This is a genomic window from Streptomyces sp. NPDC044003, assembly GCF_056435185.1.
Window position 1 is genome coordinate 118,944 of sequence record NZ_JBWKFA010000005.1, and the last position, 17,162, is coordinate 136,105.

Annotated in this window: 11 protein-coding genes and 1 pseudogene; 8 read left to right on the top strand and 4 right to left on the bottom strand. The window is 68.3% G+C overall.

All coding sequences use genetic code 11. The annotated features are described in order from the left end of the window. Positions 1 to 138 precede the first annotated feature (138 nt). The 8 genes and pseudogenes from AC07AW_RS20960 (at position 139) to AC07AW_RS20995 (ending at position 7,967) form a co-directional block, all read left to right on the top strand. Positions 139 to 1,611 carry an SCO6880 family protein gene (locus AC07AW_RS20960; RefSeq protein WP_478816992.1) on the top strand — a complete coding sequence of 491 codons (1,473 nt, stop codon included), beginning with the start codon at positions 139 to 141 and terminating at the stop codon, positions 1,609 to 1,611. A gap of 33 nt (positions 1,612 to 1,644) precedes the next feature. Next, on the top strand, positions 1,645 to 2,097 hold the full coding sequence (locus tag AC07AW_RS20965) for a DUF6238 family protein (protein WP_478816993.1): 453 nt from the start codon (positions 1,645 to 1,647) through the stop codon (positions 2,095 to 2,097). 26 nt (positions 2,098 to 2,123) lie between these two features. Next, positions 2,124 to 3,629: an ATP-binding protein gene (locus tag AC07AW_RS20970; protein ID WP_478816994.1), complete on the top strand. Its 1,506-nt coding sequence runs from the start codon at positions 2,124 to 2,126 to the stop codon at positions 3,627 to 3,629. Between the two features lie 81 nt (positions 3,630 to 3,710). Next, the gene (locus tag AC07AW_RS20975) at positions 3,711 to 4,346 is read left to right on the top strand and encodes a hypothetical protein (protein ID WP_478817386.1); all 636 of its coding nucleotides are present in this window, start codon (positions 3,711 to 3,713) and stop codon (positions 4,344 to 4,346) included. Between the two features lie 141 nt (positions 4,347 to 4,487). Then, a complete protein-coding gene (locus AC07AW_RS20980) occupies positions 4,488 to 5,375 on the top strand; it encodes a hypothetical protein (RefSeq protein ID WP_478816995.1) in 888 nt (295 codons plus the stop codon). A 99-nt stretch (positions 5,376 to 5,474) separates the two neighbouring features. Next, the gene (locus AC07AW_RS20985) at positions 5,475 to 6,248 is read left to right on the top strand and encodes a hypothetical protein (protein ID WP_478816996.1); all 774 of its coding nucleotides are present in this window, start codon (positions 5,475 to 5,477) and stop codon (positions 6,246 to 6,248) included. 26 nt (positions 6,249 to 6,274) lie between these two features. Continuing rightward, positions 6,275 to 6,769 (top strand): annotated as a pseudogene (locus tag AC07AW_RS20990) (hypothetical protein); the annotation flags it as partial. 134 nt (positions 6,770 to 6,903) lie between these two features. Further along, positions 6,904 to 7,967, top strand: a protein-coding gene (locus tag AC07AW_RS20995) for an IS630 family transposase (RefSeq protein ID WP_478816997.1) whose coding sequence is annotated in 2 segments (ribosomal slippage) — positions 6,904 to 7,351 and positions 7,351 to 7,967 — 1,065 coding nt in all. Because the reading frame shifts where the segments join, the coding sequence is not laid out codon by codon here. Positions 7,968 to 7,989: 22 nt separating this feature from the next. Here AC07AW_RS20995 and AC07AW_RS21000 read toward each other — a convergent pair. The 4 genes from AC07AW_RS21000 to AC07AW_RS21015 form a co-directional block, all read right to left on the bottom strand. Next, a complete protein-coding gene (locus AC07AW_RS21000; protein WP_478816998.1) occupies positions 7,990 to 8,403 on the bottom strand; it encodes a hypothetical protein in 414 nt (137 codons plus the stop codon). A gap of 180 nt (positions 8,404 to 8,583) precedes the next feature. Further along, positions 8,584 to 8,886, bottom strand: a complete 303-nt coding sequence (locus tag AC07AW_RS21005; RefSeq protein ID WP_478816999.1) for a hypothetical protein — start codon at positions 8,884 to 8,886, stop codon at positions 8,584 to 8,586. A gap of 177 nt (positions 8,887 to 9,063) precedes the next feature. Next, complete coding sequence (locus AC07AW_RS21010) at positions 9,064 to 9,690, bottom strand: hypothetical protein (protein ID WP_478817000.1); 627 nt, start codon at positions 9,688 to 9,690, stop codon at positions 9,064 to 9,066. 25 nt (positions 9,691 to 9,715) lie between these two features. After that, positions 9,716 to 16,573 (bottom strand): RHS repeat domain-containing protein, encoded by a 6,858-nt coding sequence (locus AC07AW_RS21015; protein ID WP_478817001.1) that lies wholly within the window; start codon positions 16,571 to 16,573, stop codon positions 9,716 to 9,718. Between the last annotated feature and the right edge of the window lie 589 nt (positions 16,574 to 17,162).

The following is a 17,162-nucleotide window of genomic DNA, read 5'->3' on the forward strand; positions in this document are numbered from 1 at the left end:
CCGTCACCACCGGGGGCGGGCTGTCCCTCCGCAGTCCGCCCCCCCCTCCCGGCCCGACCGTCAAAGGAGTTCCGTCATGTCCTCCAGAAGAGCGCCGCATGCCCCGTCCTTCGTTCGCTCCCATCGTCTGGAACCCTCATGTCCGGTAAGCACCAGGCCGAAGTCCCCTCGGCCACCGTGAAGTTCCCCCACCGCAGCAGGCGCGGCGTCCTGCTCGGCCTGACCGCCCCGCAGCTGCTCGTCGCCGGCCTCACCGGCCTTCTCCTTCTCGCCGTGATCCTCGCCCGCGGCGTGGTCGGCGCTCTCGCGCTCATCCCTCTATGGGCCGTCATCGCCCTGTTCGTCTTCGTCCGCCACCGGGGCCGTGCCCTGGCGGACTGGGCGCCGATCGTCGTCCGGTATGCCCTGCGCCGGATGCGCGGCCAGCTCGTCTGGCTCACCCGCCCCTCGCGCCGGCCGACCCGTGAGGGTCTGCTCCACCTGCCCGGCACTGCGGCCAGCCTGCGCGTGGCCACCGCGCCCGACGGTCGGTACGGCGCGGTCCACGACCCGCACAACGGCACGCTGACCGCCGTGGTCAAGGTCTCCTCGCGCGCCTACGCCCTGCTCGACCCGGGCACCCAGCACGCCAACGTCAGCGGCTGGGGACGCGCGCTGGCCGCGCTCGCCCGGACCGGGCAGGTCGCCCGCATCCAGGTGATCGAGCGCACCGTCCCGGACTCCGGCGACAGCCTGCGCCGCTACTGGGAGGAGCACGGCCGACCCGACACACCGCTGGTCGGCGCGATCTACAACGAGCTGATCCAGAGCGCCGGCCCGGCCGCCGCCCCGCACGAGGCGTACGTCGCGGTGTCGCTGGACACCAAGGCGGCACGCCGGCTAATCAACCAGGCCGGTGGCGGCCTGACCGGGGCCTTCAGCGTCCTGGCGCAGCAGACCTCGACCTTCGAGCAGGCCGCGCGGACCGCCGGGCTCAACCCGACCGGCTGGCTCACCGCCCGCGAGATCGCGGCCGTCGTACGTACCGCCTATGACCCCAAGTCCCTCGCGGCGCTGGACCGGTGGTCGGCCACCGGACGTCCCGAGGCCGACGCTGCCGCTGCAGGTCCGGTGGTGGTCGTGGAGAAGGCGGACCACATCGCGACCGACTCGGCCGTCCACGCCACGTACTGGGTGGAGAACTGGCCCCGGACCGAAACCAGCGCCGGTTTCCTGCACCAGCTCCTGTTCACCGGCGGGGTCCGGCGCGCGCTGTCGCTGTCGTACGAGCCGAAGGGACTGGACGCCGCCCTGCGCGACGTCCAGCGCAAGAAGGCCAGCGTGATCGCGGACGCGGCCGAGCGCGCGCGGCGCGGGCAGGTCGACTCCGAGGCGGACTCGATCGAGTACCAGGACATCAAGGCGCGCGAGCGGCAACTCATCGCCGGCCACGCGGACGTCGCCCTAACCGGTCTGCTGACCGTGTCAGCCGACTCCGAGGAGGAGCTGCGCACCGCGTGCGCGGTCGTGGAGACCGCCGCCGTCGGCGCCCAGCTCGACCTCCGGCCGCTGACCTGGCAGCAGGCCGAGGCGTTCACCGCTGCCGCCCTGCCGCTCGCCCTCGCCGCGTAACCCCGGCGCTCCCCCAGTCGAAAGAGCACTCCCGTGTCCCGCACTCCCTGTACGACCGCGCAGGACTTCGTGCCCTTCGCCACCGCCGCGCTCGACTTCCACCGCGCGCTCAACGTCCCCGGCGGCCCGATCGTCACCTCCCGCGCCGAGCTGGACGCCCTGCACTCCCATCTCGTCTCGCTGTACGAGCTGCTCGACGCCCACGCCGTACGCGTCGGACAGCTCCTCCCGGCCGAGGGCGACCACCTGCGTGCCGCCCGTACCCGGATCTGGCAGGCCGCCGACCACCTCCACGCCGCCTACCACTCAGCTCCCCGTCCGGACTCCGGCGAGGTGCCCGAGAGCGAGGCATGCCGGGCGGGCCTTCCCGAAGGCGCGCCGGAGCTGACCGTCTGCCAGCGCCATCAACGCGCCGCGCACCTGGTCCGCCGCCGTACGACCCCGGCCGACCTGCACACCCCGTTCACCGGCCTCATCCGCCACTAACCCTCCCCCTTCTTGGAGAAACGTTCATGCCCCGCACCCGCGCCAGCGCCTCCCACCTGTTCGTGCCCCACAAGGCATCACGCACCCAGCGACGGGCCGCCCGAGCCGAATTCGCCGACGCCCACCGCCAGGCCCGCCGCGCCGAAGCTCCCCCGAAGCACCGAGCCCAGGAGACCGCCGATCCGGAACTGCGGCCGACCTACCCGCCGTCCGGGCGGCCCGGACCGGCCTCGGCCCGCGGCAGCAAGCTCAGCCTGCCCGCCCACCGGATGACCACCGCCACCGCCAGCGGCGCCTATCCGTTCGTCGCCGAGGGCGGCCTGGGGGCGGAAGGCGTCTTCATCGGCCGCGACGTCCACGCCGAGGCCGCCTTCTGCTTCGACCCGTTCTCGCTGTACAGCAGCGGCCGGATCGAGGGCTTCACCAACCCCAACGCCGTCCTCGCCGGGATCATCGGCATGGGCAAGTCCGCGCTCGCGAAGTCCATCGCCACCCGGTCGATCGCCCACGGCTACCGGATCTACATCCCCTGCGACCCGAAGGGCGAATGGACCGGCGTCGCGCACGCCCTCGGCGGTTACAGCATCGCGCTGGGCCCCGGCCTCCCGGGACGGCTGAACCCGCTCGACGCCCCGACCCGGCCCGCCTCCGTCAGCGAGGACGACTGGGCGAGCGAGGTCCGAAAGCGCCGCCTGCTGCTCCTGGCCGGCCTGGCGCGCACCGTCCTGAAGCGCGACCTGCTGCCGATGGAGCACACCGCCCTCGACCTCGCCCTCGACCTGGTCGTCGCCGAGGCCGCCGCCCGCGGCACGGTGCCGCTGCTCGGCGAGATCGCCTACGTCCTCGGCTCCCCCCAGCGCCTCGACCAGGCCCTCGGCAACTCCTCCGGGCACCTGGGGACGGCCGCCCAGGACGTCGCGCACGCCCTGCGCCGTCTCGTCCACGGCGACTTGAGCGGCATGTTCGACGCTCCTTCGACGGTCGCGTTCGACCCGACCGCGCCGATGCTGTCCATCGATCTCTCCCGCCTCGGCGGTGCCGGTGACGACACCGCGCTGGTCCTCGCCATGACGTGCGCGAGCGCGTGGATGGAGTCCGCCCTCGCCGACCCCGCCGGCGGCCGACGCTGGGTGATCTACGACGAGGCGTGGCGGGTGATGCGCCACGTCGGCCTGCTGGAGCGGATGCAGTCCCAGTGGAAGCTCTCCCGTGGTCTCGGCATCGCGAACTTGATGGTCATCCACCGGCTCAGCGACTTGCTCTCGGCGGGCGATGCCGGCTCGCGTGGCCGGGTCCTGGCCGAGGGCCTCCTGGCCGACTGCTCCACGCGCATCATCTACCGGCAGGAGCCCGACCAGCTCGACGCCGCCGCGTCCCTGCTCGGTCTGACAGGCGTCGAGACACAGGCGGTGTCCGCTCTGACCAAGGGCCGGGGCCTGTGGAAGGTCGCGGGCCGGTCCTTCATCACGCAACACATCCTCCACCCGGCCGAACGCGAACTGTTCGACACCGACGCCCGGATGGCGGCCTAGACCATGGCCGGAGGAACGATCAGGCCCGTTTCCCCCAGTTCTCCCGCCCCGGCCGAGAACCAGCCGACAGCCACCGAGGACCTGGCGTGGCGAAGGTACATCCCGGCGCTGGCCTCCGCCGTCGCCGGGATCCGGCAGGCGTCCGACGCCTGGGACGCGATCTCGGACTCCTTCTGCGACACCGACGGCTGGCCCGTCGACGAGCACGGGTACGAGAACGGCAAGGTGAAGCGCGACGCCGAGGCATGGCGGCACGTCGAGGTCTTCCTCGACCACGGCCCCGAGGTCCTGGCCGGCGTCCGCGCAACCGCCCGGAGCGCCGACTATGTCGAAGGGCCCATCAGCGAAGACCTCCGCTGGCTGCGCGGCATCGACCGCACCCTGGAACACGCGGGGCAGCTCCAGCACGAGTGGGACCAGATCCTGGTGCTCATGGACGCCTCCCTGCCCGGCTCGCGAAAGCTCTACGAGGGCAAGGCGCAGGAGGATCGGAACGCCGACGGCTGGCACTACGCCGACGAGCTGGCCATCCGCGGCCCGGCCCTCGTCCGGGCCGCCGACTTCCTGGCCGGGCGGTCGGACACCGAGCAATCCGCGCACACCGAGCGGGCGCGCGTGGCTCTCGCCCGCTCCGCCTCCGGTCTTCGCGGAGCCCTGCCCGCTTCTCCCCCGGCGCCGCCGACACCCAACGCACCGGTACCGGGCCGCTCCCGCTGACGCCCGTAGCACCCGGTCCCGGCCGGGCCAAACCGCCCGATCACCAGATCCTCGTGCACCACCGCCCGCCCGACGCGGCCCGGCCCGCACCCACTGCGGTGCGCCGCCGACCGCTGGGGCGCCTCACCACGGAGAAGACCCATGCACCAGGACAATCCCCTGATAACCATCCAGCAGGAGGGACCACAGATCACCGCGTGGACCAGCACCTCCTCGCCTGCTGTCCCCGAGGGCCCGAAACGAGATCACGGGTACGGCTACCTCACCGGTCCCCTCCGCCAGCGGGACCTGGAGGTCACCGTCGAGTACGGCCTGAGCGACTACATCGTCCACGCAGCCCTCCCCGACGGCAGCTCGATGATCATCTCGCCACCGCAGGAACCGCCTTCCGAGAACCCCGAGTTCCCCGAGAGCTGGACCGTGATCCGCCACCGGGAAGCCGCACCCGCGGTGTACGAGGTGATCTACGACTCCGAGCCCGACGGCCCGGATGCCCGGCACGGCGGCAACGTCTCAAGCCTGCTCGCCGCCATCGACGCGCGCCTGGACCAGCTCGGCGTACCACCCCGTCCCGGGCAGCACCGCTCCTCCCGGGAGCACGCCGCCGACGAGGCACTCCGCCGATCGGGCTTCATCGCCGCGACGTCGCTCGACGGGGAGCGCTCTCACCGGCTCCCCACGACCATGACCGACCCGGCCGAACAGCGGCGGGCGGTGACCGGAGCCTTCACCGCACTACAGGCCGATGGCTTCAACGTCCTGTGCGATTCGGACCTGCTCAAACCCGGCACTCCCCCTGACCGGCCGCACGAAGCACGGCTCGGCGACGACCTCACCACCCAGCGCGGCCCGGTCCGAAGCCCGGTAGACCCAACCGCGCTGCCGACCTCCATTCCACCTCGGGTGAGCGCTGCTCTCGCACCCTCCCCGTCGGCCGGATCGCGCACGGTCCGCACACGCCTGGCGGCGGAAGCACCCCAGCGTGCCGCGCTGCCGCCTGCGCGTCCCTCCACCGCACCTGGTCGCTGACCCCTTCCCGCCTCGGAGTTCGCCGTATGCCTCGCACCAGCAGAACCGGTCCGGCCCTCGACCTCCCCCGTCATCGAGCCCGCACCGGATGGATCAGCCGTGTTGCCCAACTCCGCCGAAGAACTGCTTCCCGACGTCGCCATCGGCCGCCACCCCGACCACGGCATCGTCGCCGCGAACCCCAAGAACCTCGCCGCCACCACCTGGATGCTGGAGCGGCTCGACTTCCGCCCCGTCCCGGGCGAGCCGACCCTGTACGCCCTGACCGACCAGCAGCGTGACGGACAGGGCCGCGCCACCCGGGCCGTCGAGCTGTTGCGCAACGCCGGCTTCCGAGTCGACACCGACGCCGTGTTCAACCCCTCCCTCGCACCCGGGCCTCGCCCCGTCCCGGGCCGAACCCCGCTCGGCGAGCCCGATGTCGCGTTCGCCGAGCATCCACGGCTCGGCATCATCGCGGCCATCGACGACCGGGCCTCCGGAATCACCGGACTCGCCCTGCTCGACCACGGCTGGCGACACGACCCCCGCCTGGACATCTACGCGCTGCCCGCCACCACCGGTCGCGACGAGGCTCTGGGGAAGGTCGCCGACGCCACGCTGGCCCTGCACCGTTCCGGTGTCCAGGTCGCCGTACACCCTCACCTCGCGCAGGACGTAGTGACCCGCAACCATCCCGCGACCGGGCAGGCCCCGTCCCGCGACCGCGCCCAGAACGCCGGCGTCCGTCACTCGCCGATCAGCACCGCGGCGCTCGCCGCCAGCCCGGCCCTCGCCGGCCTCCCGGGCAAGCGGCCGGTGGCCGCTCCCGCCACCTCCGTCGCGGCGGCCCGGCCGGTCGGCCCGCGCATCGCCTTCTCCCGCGAGCGCTGACCCAACCCCCGTAAGGAAGCTCCCCCATGGCAGTGAAGACCATCTGGCCGATCAACCACTCCTGCGGCCACCACACCGACCGCGACCTGTCCGATCGACCGGCCGACCGTCGCGCGGGCTTCGCCGAGTGGCTCGCCACTCAGGAATGCACCGACTGCTGGCGCGCCTCCAAAGAGGTCAACGAGCAGGACAAGGCAGCCTGGTTGAAGGCCAAGCGGGCTGAGGAACAGGCCGAGTCCGAAGCCTGGTCCCAGCAGTACCGAATGCCTCCACTGGAGGGAACCGAGCGCGCCGTCCCCTGGGGTGCGCGCTGCCGCCACCAGATCCTGGCCGCCGCCTACACCGCCCTGGTCGTCGAAGGGGACACCCGCGAGGCGGAGTGGGAGGAGATCGAGGAGACCGCTCGCACGATCACCCGTGCCGGCTGGTGGATCGACCAGCGCTCCTCCGAACCGGACGACCTCACCGAGCTGCTCCAGGCCGCCACCGACGCCGACCAACCCAACGAGAACCCCTACTTCTATTGGTCAGAAACTCATGGGGTTCTCGTCCAGGATGTAACGGGCGTACGGGCCGCCGGAGTACTGAACTTGATTGGGTGATGTCGGGGATGTTTGCCTGACGCCGGCCTGTCGGCTGCGGTAGCTGTGGGGCTGTGAGGTACGCGCAGGGCGGCGGGCTGACCGACGCGGAGAGGGCCGCGCAGGAGCGGATCCGGCTGCGGGCCGTGGAACGCTTCGAGGGCGGGGAGAAGAACCGGAAGATCGCTGCGGCGCTGCGGGTGAGAGAGCGGTCGGTGGAGCGGTGGCGCCGGGCCTGGCGCGAGCGAGGCGAGGCCGGGATCCTGTCGAAGGGATCGCCCGGACGTCCCAGGCTCAGCCCGGTTCAGATTGCGAGACTGGAGCGGGAGTTGGAGCGTGGACCGCTAGTCCACGGCTGGGCCGATCAGCGGTGGACGCTGGCGCGAGTCAAGACGCTGATCGGTCGACTGTTCCACGTTTCGTACACGGTGGAGGGCACGTGGCGGCTGCTGAAGCGGCACGGCTGGTCGTGGCAGCAGCCCACCCGCCGGGCGATCGAGCGCGACGATGTGGCGGTCGAGCTGTGGAAGAGAGAGGTCTGGCCGCGGGTAAAAGCTGTGCGGCGGCGTGTAACGGCTGGATCGTCTTCGAGGATGAGGCCGGCCAGTCGATGACGCCGCCGCGCTCCAGAACCTGGGGGCGGATCGGCCAGACCCCGGTCGTCCGGGTTCGCGGCCGGGGCTCCGGACGGGTGTCGATGGCGGGTATGGCCTGCTACAAGCCGGGCGAGCGGTCCCGGCTGATCTACGCCATCCGCGAGTACCGGAGGCGCAAGGGCGAGCCGAAGGGCTTCGGCTGGCGGGACTTCCGCGACCTCTTGGTGCGTTCCCGCATCCAGCTCGGCGGACCGATCGTGCTGGTCTGGGACAACGTCCGCCTCCACCTGACCGCTGGGATGCGGGAGTTCATCGCCGCGAATGCCGCGTGGCTCACCGTGTTCCAGCTGCCCACCTACGCGCCGGACCTGAAACCGCAGGAGGGCATCTGGTCGCTGGTCAAACGCGACATCGGCAACCTCGCCGCAGCCGACCTGGGCCAGATCACCAAGGCCGTGAAGCGCCGGCTCAAGCAGATCCAGTACCGCCCGGACCTCGTCGACAGCTGCCTTGCGGGCACAGGCCTCATCACGGACGGCTGAGCGGCGCTGCGCTGCAGAATCGTCAGTCGCCGTAGTACCGGTCGTAGGAGGCGGAGCGCTCCTCTACTGAGAAGCCCTCGAAGTCACCGGCCGCCTCGCGCTCGCGCAGTCGGTCCAGCGCCGCCGCGGCAGAAGGTGCACGGTTGGCCGAGAGGTGGGCCTTCGTCGCGTCGAGCCCGTGCCCAAGCAGGAATTCGATGTCGATCGAGCGCGCTGCGTCGAAGCTGGCTTGCTTCGCACTCCAGATCAGGAGCACGTCGTCGAGGTCGCCGCTGTTGAACAGCTGGAAGCAGCAGAGCCTCATCAGCTCGGTGTCGCCCTCGCCCTGGGCGCGTCGCTCACGCGCCGTGTGCTCTCTGAGGAGTGCACGGATCTCGTCGAGGTCCGCGCCGACGGGGCGAAGCCCGTAGCGGCGCCAGCTTTCCTCGGCATCCATCGCTGGTCTCCTTGATTGTCCGGCCCGGCCCGTGGCTATCGGCCCCGCCCATCGCCGTTCGGTCGGACGAGGGCCCCTCTGCTGGTCACAGTATGCACACCGAGCGCCGGCCCATATGGGTCGGCGGCCACCGGCGCAGGTGACCGATAGCCCACACCACCCGACATCACCCAATCAAGTTCAGTAGCCACGGACGATGTGCGGCTGACGTTGACGTCTACGGAAGAAACTGCCTGCCTCGGCAGTGAGTTCGGCCTGGTCTCGGGCCCGGTGCTGCTCGGGCAGGCTGTGCTTGAAGTCCGCGTTGACGGAGAACCGGCCCCCGCTCCGCCGCACCACCGGGCTCTCCCCCTTCTCACCCCAGGTACGGCCGGTGACCTGGTCGGACCTGATGCCGACCTGACCGGCGAAGAGGATCGCGCCTCCGTCGGCCTTCGCCTTCGCATGAATCCCCGGCCAGGTCTCTTCATACCGGCGCCGCACGGCCTGCGGGTCCCAATCGATAGAGCTCGACTCGATCAGCCGCCAAACTTGCTACCGACCAGAGCATGGGAATCATCCCCAGCCAAGCCAATCAAATGGGCAGTCCGGTAAGCGCGTGCGAGCTTTCCGGGCTTCCCAAAGGCAAGGCTGTAGAGGCCCCCGAGGACTCTTCAGGCATTATCGAGATCTAGCCTGGAAGCGCTGACGAACCCAAGAAACCAAGGGTTCGAAGGCGCCATTTCGCTCCGCTTCAGCAAGCCGCTCATCTAGTTCGCGTGATGCCATGGAGTCCATGCCGAGGAGGATCTCGCAAAGATCTCGCGACAGGGCGGACACCCCTGGCCTCGTCGGCTCTCTCAGTTCAGCAAGCAAGGACCTGCGATCCAGCATGCGAACCATCTCTGGAATCACTTCACTGATCAAACTTTCGCGAAGTGCCGATCCACATTCCTGCTCCGTTTCGGATACCCACGACCACATCCTGCGAAAGTACCCGTCATCCTCCGGATCAAATGAGAGTTTCTCGGGAGGGAGGACGAATCGGGTAATGAGGACCCCGCTCCCGTCGATACGCCGCACGGATTCGTCTTCGTTCCCGGTGAGCCAGTCCCAGTAGACGCCAGGGGCGATGCCGTAAGAGACGCCAAGCACGCTCTTTAGTGAGTCTAGGCGGATTTCCTCAAAGAGTAGAAAGGCCACGTCACCAGAGCTTGAGGTCAACTTGAAGTCACCACCACTCCGCACCAGGCCAAAATTCTTTGCGGCTGGAGCCACATACTCACGGAGGAATGCTTTCGTGTTCACCGATTATACTTCCGTGTCCTGACGTTCACGCCGCAAGTCCGAAAAGCTGCTGCATTGCAGCCACACCAGTTATCGTAGCCCCTGCGGCAGCGCTCTCCGCACCCGCAGCCACGCCTCCAGCCACGAGAGTCCCAGCACCGAAAGCGATCATGGGGACGAGAATGGGGTCGAACCCTCCGTCTGAAGCCTGAGGTATCGTTCCGAGCCCCGGCTGGTAGGTGGTACCGGGATAGGCACCCGGCCCCGGCCCCGCAGAAGGCTGAGGCACGGGCTGAGCAGTTGCGAGTGGTGCGGTTCCCATGGGGTTGTTCGTCAGGAAGTTTCTCCACTTCCTATTTCCCGGCTTCCCGTAGATCACCGCGCCCTCCTCCGGCCCAATCACCTGATACCCATTCCCGACCGCATACGGTCCGCCAATGGTCCACCCCAGAACCGCCTTCATGGCCTTTGCTCGCATGCGATTCACGTACCACTGAGCTTCGGGTACTGCCGTGCGCCAGTACCCAACGGACTTCACCTCCCACACGTACCAAACTTCATGCTTCGCATCATATGCAAGGATGTCAGGAACTCCATAGGAGCAATCAGAGCCCGGCTTCTTCCCTGGATGCATGCAGTCCTTGTTTGCCCCGTAGATCTTCATGTTTGTGACGATCTGCAGCTTCACACCAAGCTGCCTAGCCTGCTTCTGGATTTCCAGGATCGCTCTCGCCTGGGCCTGATTGTGCACAGTCGTCTTGTTTCCGTAGCGCCCGACAGGTGCGGCGGCGACAGCAGCGTTTACCTCATCGCTGCCGTTTCCGTTCCCCGAGCCACCCTTTCCAGGGTCGATCCCATCTCCACTGCCGCAAACATTGATGTAACAGTAGTCACGATTCGGGTCCGAAGGTGCGTCGTCTGTACGAAGGCCGGTCGGATCGCTGGATGAAACAGGGCCGTTGTTGGCGTAGGTGTACCCGTTCATTTGGAGCGGGTTGGCGATGTCGATGATGGGGTCGCTGGAAAGGAAGCGACCGGTGTTCTGGTCGTATTCTCGGGCGCCGATGTGGGTGAGGCCAGTGACGGTGTCGTCGATTCCGACGCCGAGGTAGCTGCGCTTGTTGGGCCAGGCTGCCGGCTTGGGGCCGCGGAGTTCGCCGTAGGGCTTGAAGCTGCGGCGGGTGACGGGCTGGCCGGTGGAGATTTGGACTGTGGTGTTGGCGGTGCCGAGGTGGTCAGCGATCAGAACATTGGTCGTGTGACCGGCGGTGGCACCATTTGTGGTGGTGCGTATGACAGTGGGCGCGCCTGCCTGGCCGTAGGAGCGGGAAGCTCGGGTGATGGCGGTGCCGTTTGTCGTGAGTTCGGTTTCACCGAGGTACAGGGTGCTGCCTGTGGGCGAGCTCTCCAGGATCCGGTTGCCTGCGGCATCGTAGACGTAGGTGATCTTGTCGTTGCCGATGGTGTTCGACTCAAGCTTTTGCTCGGCCGTCCACTGCATGGTCTGGGTCTGGGTGCCGCCAAGGATGGTGCGTGTCTGCGTCGTGCCGGTCGGGTTGTAGGTGTAGGTGCTGCTCTTGCCCGCTGTAGGGGTGGTAGCAGAGGTCAGCGTGTGCGGCTGAGTGGTGCTGTAGGTGTATGTGTAGGCGATGTTCTTGGCAATGTCGCCGGCCGGATCGTGGTCGGTCACCGTGGCGCGGTTGCCGAGCCAGTCGTAGGTGTAGGACTGGTGGTAGGCGGCAGAGCCGGTGACTGCGGTGCCTGAGGCGACTGTGCCTGCGGCAGGTGCCGCGTTGGCGATGCCTGCGGGGGCGGGGTTGGGCTGTCCATCGGCGTTCTTCGGGGCCTGATGGGCGGCGTCGGCGACGGGGCCATTGGAAGGGATGCCGGTGCTGTCGTAACCCCAGGTGGCTCCTGAAGCCGACTTGCAGCCATGCCCCTTGCCGTCAGGCGTGATGTTCGAGGTCCAGGCGTTGACGAGTTCACCCATGGCGTCATAGGTGAAGCACTGGTTGTCCCAGGTCGTGAGGGTGGGAGTCTCCGCGTTCTGCCGTGCGCTCGCGGTGATCAGGCCTGAGGCGTCGTAGGCGTATCCGGTGTCCGAGACGCGGTGGGGGCCTGCGGTCTCGCGATCCGTCACGGTTCGCTGGAGGCGGCCGGTGTGTTCGTCAATGAAGTTGGTCGTCCAGACCCGGTAGGGCTGCGCGCTGGAGACGGAGCGCAGGACTTCGCCGTAGGGCGAGTAGGTAGCGTCGGAGGTGTACCAGGCGAGGCCGGAGGTGGACTCGGGCAGGCCGTCCTCGTTGTAGCGGGTGATGACCTTCTCGGCGGCGAGGCCACCCTTGGCGGGTAGCGTGACGGACAGCGGCTTGCCTGTGAGCGTGTAGGTGTAGCTATAGGTGTACGTGCCGTCGAGGCCAGTGGTCATGGCGTTCTTGGGGATGACGGTCTCACGCCCGGTCGGCCGGTATTCGGTGTCGTAGCCGGTGACCCGGTCGATGTACTCGTCGCCAGACGCGGTGATCCGCTTGGCCTCGTAGGGCAGGCCGAGGGCACCGTCACGGTCATACGTAAATGACTTGATCGGTATAGCGGTCGTCTTTCCGGCACTTACTGCCGTGATCCGGCCGAGATTGTCGTAAGTCATGTAGATCGACTGCTGGAGTTCGTCCGTGACGATCTTGGGGCGGTCGGCATCGTCGTACTTGGTGTCGGTGGTGCCGGTGTCAGGGCTGGTGGTGGAGGTGACTCGGCCCCGCGCGTCATAGGTGTAGGTCCAGTCGTTGCCCGCAGGATCAGTGACCCTGTCGCGGTTGCCGCGCTTGTCGTAGGCGTAGGTGGTGGTGCGGACGTTGCCGGAGCCGGTGTGGTGGTTGATCTGGGTGACTCGGCCCAGTGCGTCGGTGACCGTGGTGACGGTAGGGCTGGTGGAGCCAGCAGGATCGACTGTGACGCTGGTGTCGGCGTAGGTGGTGATAGTCGGGGTCTGCCCCTTGTCCCCGTAGTACGGCGTCTGCCTGACCGGGCGCTCCAGGCCGTCGTAGGTGGTCCTGACCGAGTTCGAGACAAGAGTCGGGGACTTGACCTTGAACAGCTCGGGCGTGGGCTCGTCCTTGGCGAGGTAGCCGCCGGTCTGCTCGGAGACCAGACCGTGGTCGTTGTAGTGGGTGTCACTGACAATGCGCCCGGGGCCGTGGGCTTCGGACTGGGTCTGGACCTGGCGCATCAGGCCGTCGTAGATCGTGACCTGACTGGCGTAGGTGCCGTCGTCCTTGAGCGCCTTGACAGTGACAGCCGCCGGTCGGGTCTCGCTGGGCGTAGCCGTCGCGGCCTGGTAAGCGATCTCAACGTTGGCGGTCTGGGTGCCGGTCGAACGGGAGGCGGACCAGCCCTTGGTGAGGCGGCCAAGGTCGTCGTATTCGGTGCGGGTGACGTGGCCGTTGGGATCGGTGACCGTCAGCGGCAGAGCCCGGCCTGGGTCGAAGGTCGTGGTGGTGGCATGGTTCGCCGCGTTGAGTGTCTTGGTGGAGGTGACGGGGCCACCGGCATCGCCGGGGGTGTACTGGGTCTCGGTCGTGCCGGCTCCGGGCTTGGTGACGGTGCGGGGGCGGCCGAGGGGGTCGTAGGTGGTGGTCGTGGTGATGGAGTGGCTGGCGCCAGTGCCGTCGATCTGGTCGACGGCGGTGACGAGACCCTTGGTGGGCGTAGCACCGTGCACGAGGCCGTCGTAGCGGGTGTGGACCGAGCCCTTAAGTTCAGTGACGGGGTTGGCGGTGGCGTAGTCGACGCAGGTGGTGGCGGTGGTACGGACGGTGCTGGGCAGTCCGATCAGCCACACGGTGGTGTTGTGGACATAGTCGTTCTTGGTGCAGGTGGGCTCGGAGAGGGTTTCTCCGCCAGTGCCGTTCGGGGTGACGACCGTGGTCTCGACCGTGGTGGGCAGGCCGTATGTCGCGTCGCGGTCGAGGGTGGTGGTGCGGACACCTCGCCAGCTGGTGCCAACGGCCTGGATGGTGTCGGTCTTCTTGACGCCCGTGCGGTAGGCGCGCAGGGCGGTGAGGGCAGTGCCGTCCTCTGCTTGCCGGGTGCGTGAGGCTGTTTCCTCGGCCTTGTCGGGGAAGGTGCGGGTGCGGGTGGTGAACTCGTTCGACTTCTTGAAGGAGTTCAGGTAGGTGAGGGTTTCGGCGGTCGTGCCGGCGTACTGGGGGGCGTCGTCGGTGAGGAGGACGGTGCCGTCGATGGAGTCCTTGACCTCGCCTCCGGTACCCAGGAAATAGCGGGTGACAGATCGTGACTGTGACGGGGGTGTGGTGGTATCCCCGGTGGTCTTGCGGCCCTTGGTGACGGCGACCTGCCGGTAGCCGCGCCAGTCGCTGTAGGTGCGTAGGGCGGGGCGGAGGAATTCGTCCTCGCTCTTGGCCCAGGCGGGGCCGGAGTAGCTGTAGGCGGTCCGGATGGGGGCGTTGAAGAGGGTGGCGACCTTGTCGGTCTCGGTGACCGAGGCGACGACGTACTTGTTGAACCAGGCCTTGGCGGGGGTCTTCTCCTCGCCGTCGGGGGACCAGCGGACCGGGTAGCAGGTGCCGTTGGCCTTGCCCGCGTCGGTGATGGGCTCGGTTTGGCAGCCGCCTCTGTATTCGACCTCGATGTCGGCTCCGGCTTCGGTGGCGATGACGCCGATGCGGGGCCGGGTGAAGCCGGGACGCTTGTCGTCGGGGCCGGTGGAGACGAGGTTGGGCAGCTGCTTGTCGAGGAGGTAGCCCTTGAGGGGGGATGTTTTCTTCACCTGGTAGTGGGCGAAGCTGACGCCGTCCTTGGACTGAGCAGTGCCGCCGCCGGTCAGCGGGGTTTCGCCGGGGCTGTAGCCGGTGCGGGTGATGGAGTTGAGCCAGAGGCCGGGGGCGGTGTCGTACCAGTCTTCGGGGAAGGACTGGTGGAGTGTGTAGACGTCGACGTATCCCAGGCCGGTCTGGCCTGCGCGGGCGGCCTTGGTGGTGATGGTGTCGAGGCGGAGCTGGGTCCAGAAGGAGGGGAAGCCGGGGCAGAGCTTGGAGGTGCTCTTGCAGTTCAGGGAGCCGGGGGTGTCCCACCAGGGGCGGTAGGCGCCGGGGTCGCCGGTCTTGGCGAAGTTGGCCGGGTCGCAGGCGGTGTCGGACTTCAGGCAGCGCTGCTGGACGCCGAAGTCGACCGTGGCGGACGGCTTGGTCAGGTCGGTGGCGCGGATGCCGTACTCGATGGTGGTGGGGTAGGCGGCGCGCTCGTACTGTTCGGGTGTTTTGCGCTTGTCTCTGACGGCGTAGTAGTTCGCCTCCTGCTTCCAGTTGACGATCATGACGTTGCCGTGGACGTCCTCGACCTTGTCCAGGCCCCAGCGCCACGCCTGCTGCTTGTCGGCACCACAACGCGAGTCCTTGAAGGCGTCGGCGTGGCAGGGTTCGTCGGGGTGGTTGCCGAAGACGGGGACGGTGGAGACCGAGTTGGTGTCGGCGTGGCCGCCGCCCACCTTGTTGAGGCCGAAGTGGTACTTGGTGCCGTCGGTGGTGGTGACGGTCCAGTACTCGCCGTTGTCGTCGCCGTTGGCGGTGCTGCCTTCGGCCGTGCGGGTGTGGTGCTCGATGCGGGTGCCGTCGTCGCGCTGGGGGTGGTAGGTCTCGGTGCCGGTTTCAGGGGTGGTGCTGGCGTCGCGGACGAGTTCGGTGGTGTTGCCGCCCAGGGACATGACGGCGTTGTAGGACACCCAGCACAGGTCGCTGGTCTTGTCGGCCTTGGCGGTGTTGTTGGGGATCTTGGGGGTGTTGTCGTCGCCCAGCTTGTGGGTGTCGTCCTTGCAGGTGCGGTAGCGGCGTTCGATGAATCCGGGGCTGTAGTCCCAGCCCTCGCCGATCCAGGATGCCTGGGGGGAGGAAACGGCGGTCTTGCCGTCGACGGTCTGCGAGTTGTAGGAGAGCGTGACCTTCGGTGCGGGGCCGGCCGGGGCGGGCGGCATGGTCATCGGGTAGGACCAGGTGAACGCGCCAGACGAACCGCCCGCGCTCCACGTGCCGCTGGAAGCGAGCGGGGTCGCCTTGAAGGAGCCACCGGGGCCGGCACCCGAGTCCACCGCGCCGATGACGGCCTTGTCACCGCCCGTGGCAATGGGGGTGGCGGTGGTGTAGGAGGCCTGCATGATCGCCGGGCCAGACGTAGTGGTGCCGACGGCAGAGGCGGGGGTGACGGTTCCGTCGGCAGCGGTGTCGACCGTCGCCTTCACCGTGTGGGTGACAGGGTCGTTGGTGGTCTCGAGTTCCTCGTACGCCTGGCACGCCTCCTCCAGGGGCGTGGTCAGGTAGCACTCGGGGAACTGCACCAGACGCAGGCGCGAGGCCCAGTCAGCTCCGTGGAGGTTCTCGAAGGACTTGTAGCTGAGTCCCACGTTGATCGGCACGGATCCGGTGGCGGGAGCCTGGACCGTGACGAGGGCGCCGACCTTGAGAGCTTCTTCGACGCCCTGGCTTGTCTCGCCGCTGCGGTCGACGACACTGAACTGCCAGGTTCCGGTAGGGGCGGGCTGACCGGCCGCCTGTCCGGCGAGGAGCGGGAGGTTGGGGATCTGAGTGAGGGTGCCGTCTTCGGCCGCCGTCGCCGTGCTCGAAGCGGTCGTGAGTGAGGCGGGACTGACGGCGGAGCCGAAGGTGAAGGGCTCGGTGTCAGCAGCCGGGGTGGTCGTGGTGCCAGCGGGCGCCTGCTGCAGATCGGCGGGGGCCTCGACCTTGAGGGTGTTGAGGTCCTTCTCAAACGTCTGGCCCTCGACGGGAGTCTCAACCTCGAGCTTTTCGAGGTCGAGGGGCTCGGTGTCGGCGATGGTCTCGCGGCCGGTGTCGACGTTAGCCGGGTCGGGCGGCAGGGCCAGGGACTCGGCGGGCATCAGCCCCAGCAGCAGTGCGGCGCCAAGCGCGGGTATGACGGCGCGGCGGGTCCGACGACGGGAGCGGCGTTGGCGAGCGAACAAGACGGGGCCCTCCGGACCACTTGGCGCGGGAACCGGAGACGGACCGCAGGTGATTGCACTTCAGATCGGGCAGATTCTGCGGGCGGATCGTGAAGGAATACCAGAGGACGTGACCCTGCAGTGATTATTGTCACGGAACGTAGTCACGCAGGTACGGACAAGCATGTAAGTAAGAGGGCTGTTCCGACGAAGCTGCCAGCCAGGTCATCAAGCCCGCAAACTGCGTGTTCGCTGCATCATGTAGTGAACTGCGCGTTCCTGATGCCGCTTCAGGCTGATTTCGGGGCTTCTGGGCCTGGTATGGGTGTGAGCATCTCTCCCTTGCCTGCGCGGCTTCCCCCACCGCCCGAAGGAGGGAGGCTCGCCCAGTGTGGCCGGTTGCCTTCCATGGGGCAGATGACGGCGCACGGTTGATGGGACATCATCGGCTCGCCCAGCCATGCCCGCGCAGAAGGTGCTCCGCCTCGGACTCACTCGCTATGACGTCATGGCCGGCTTCGTGGTT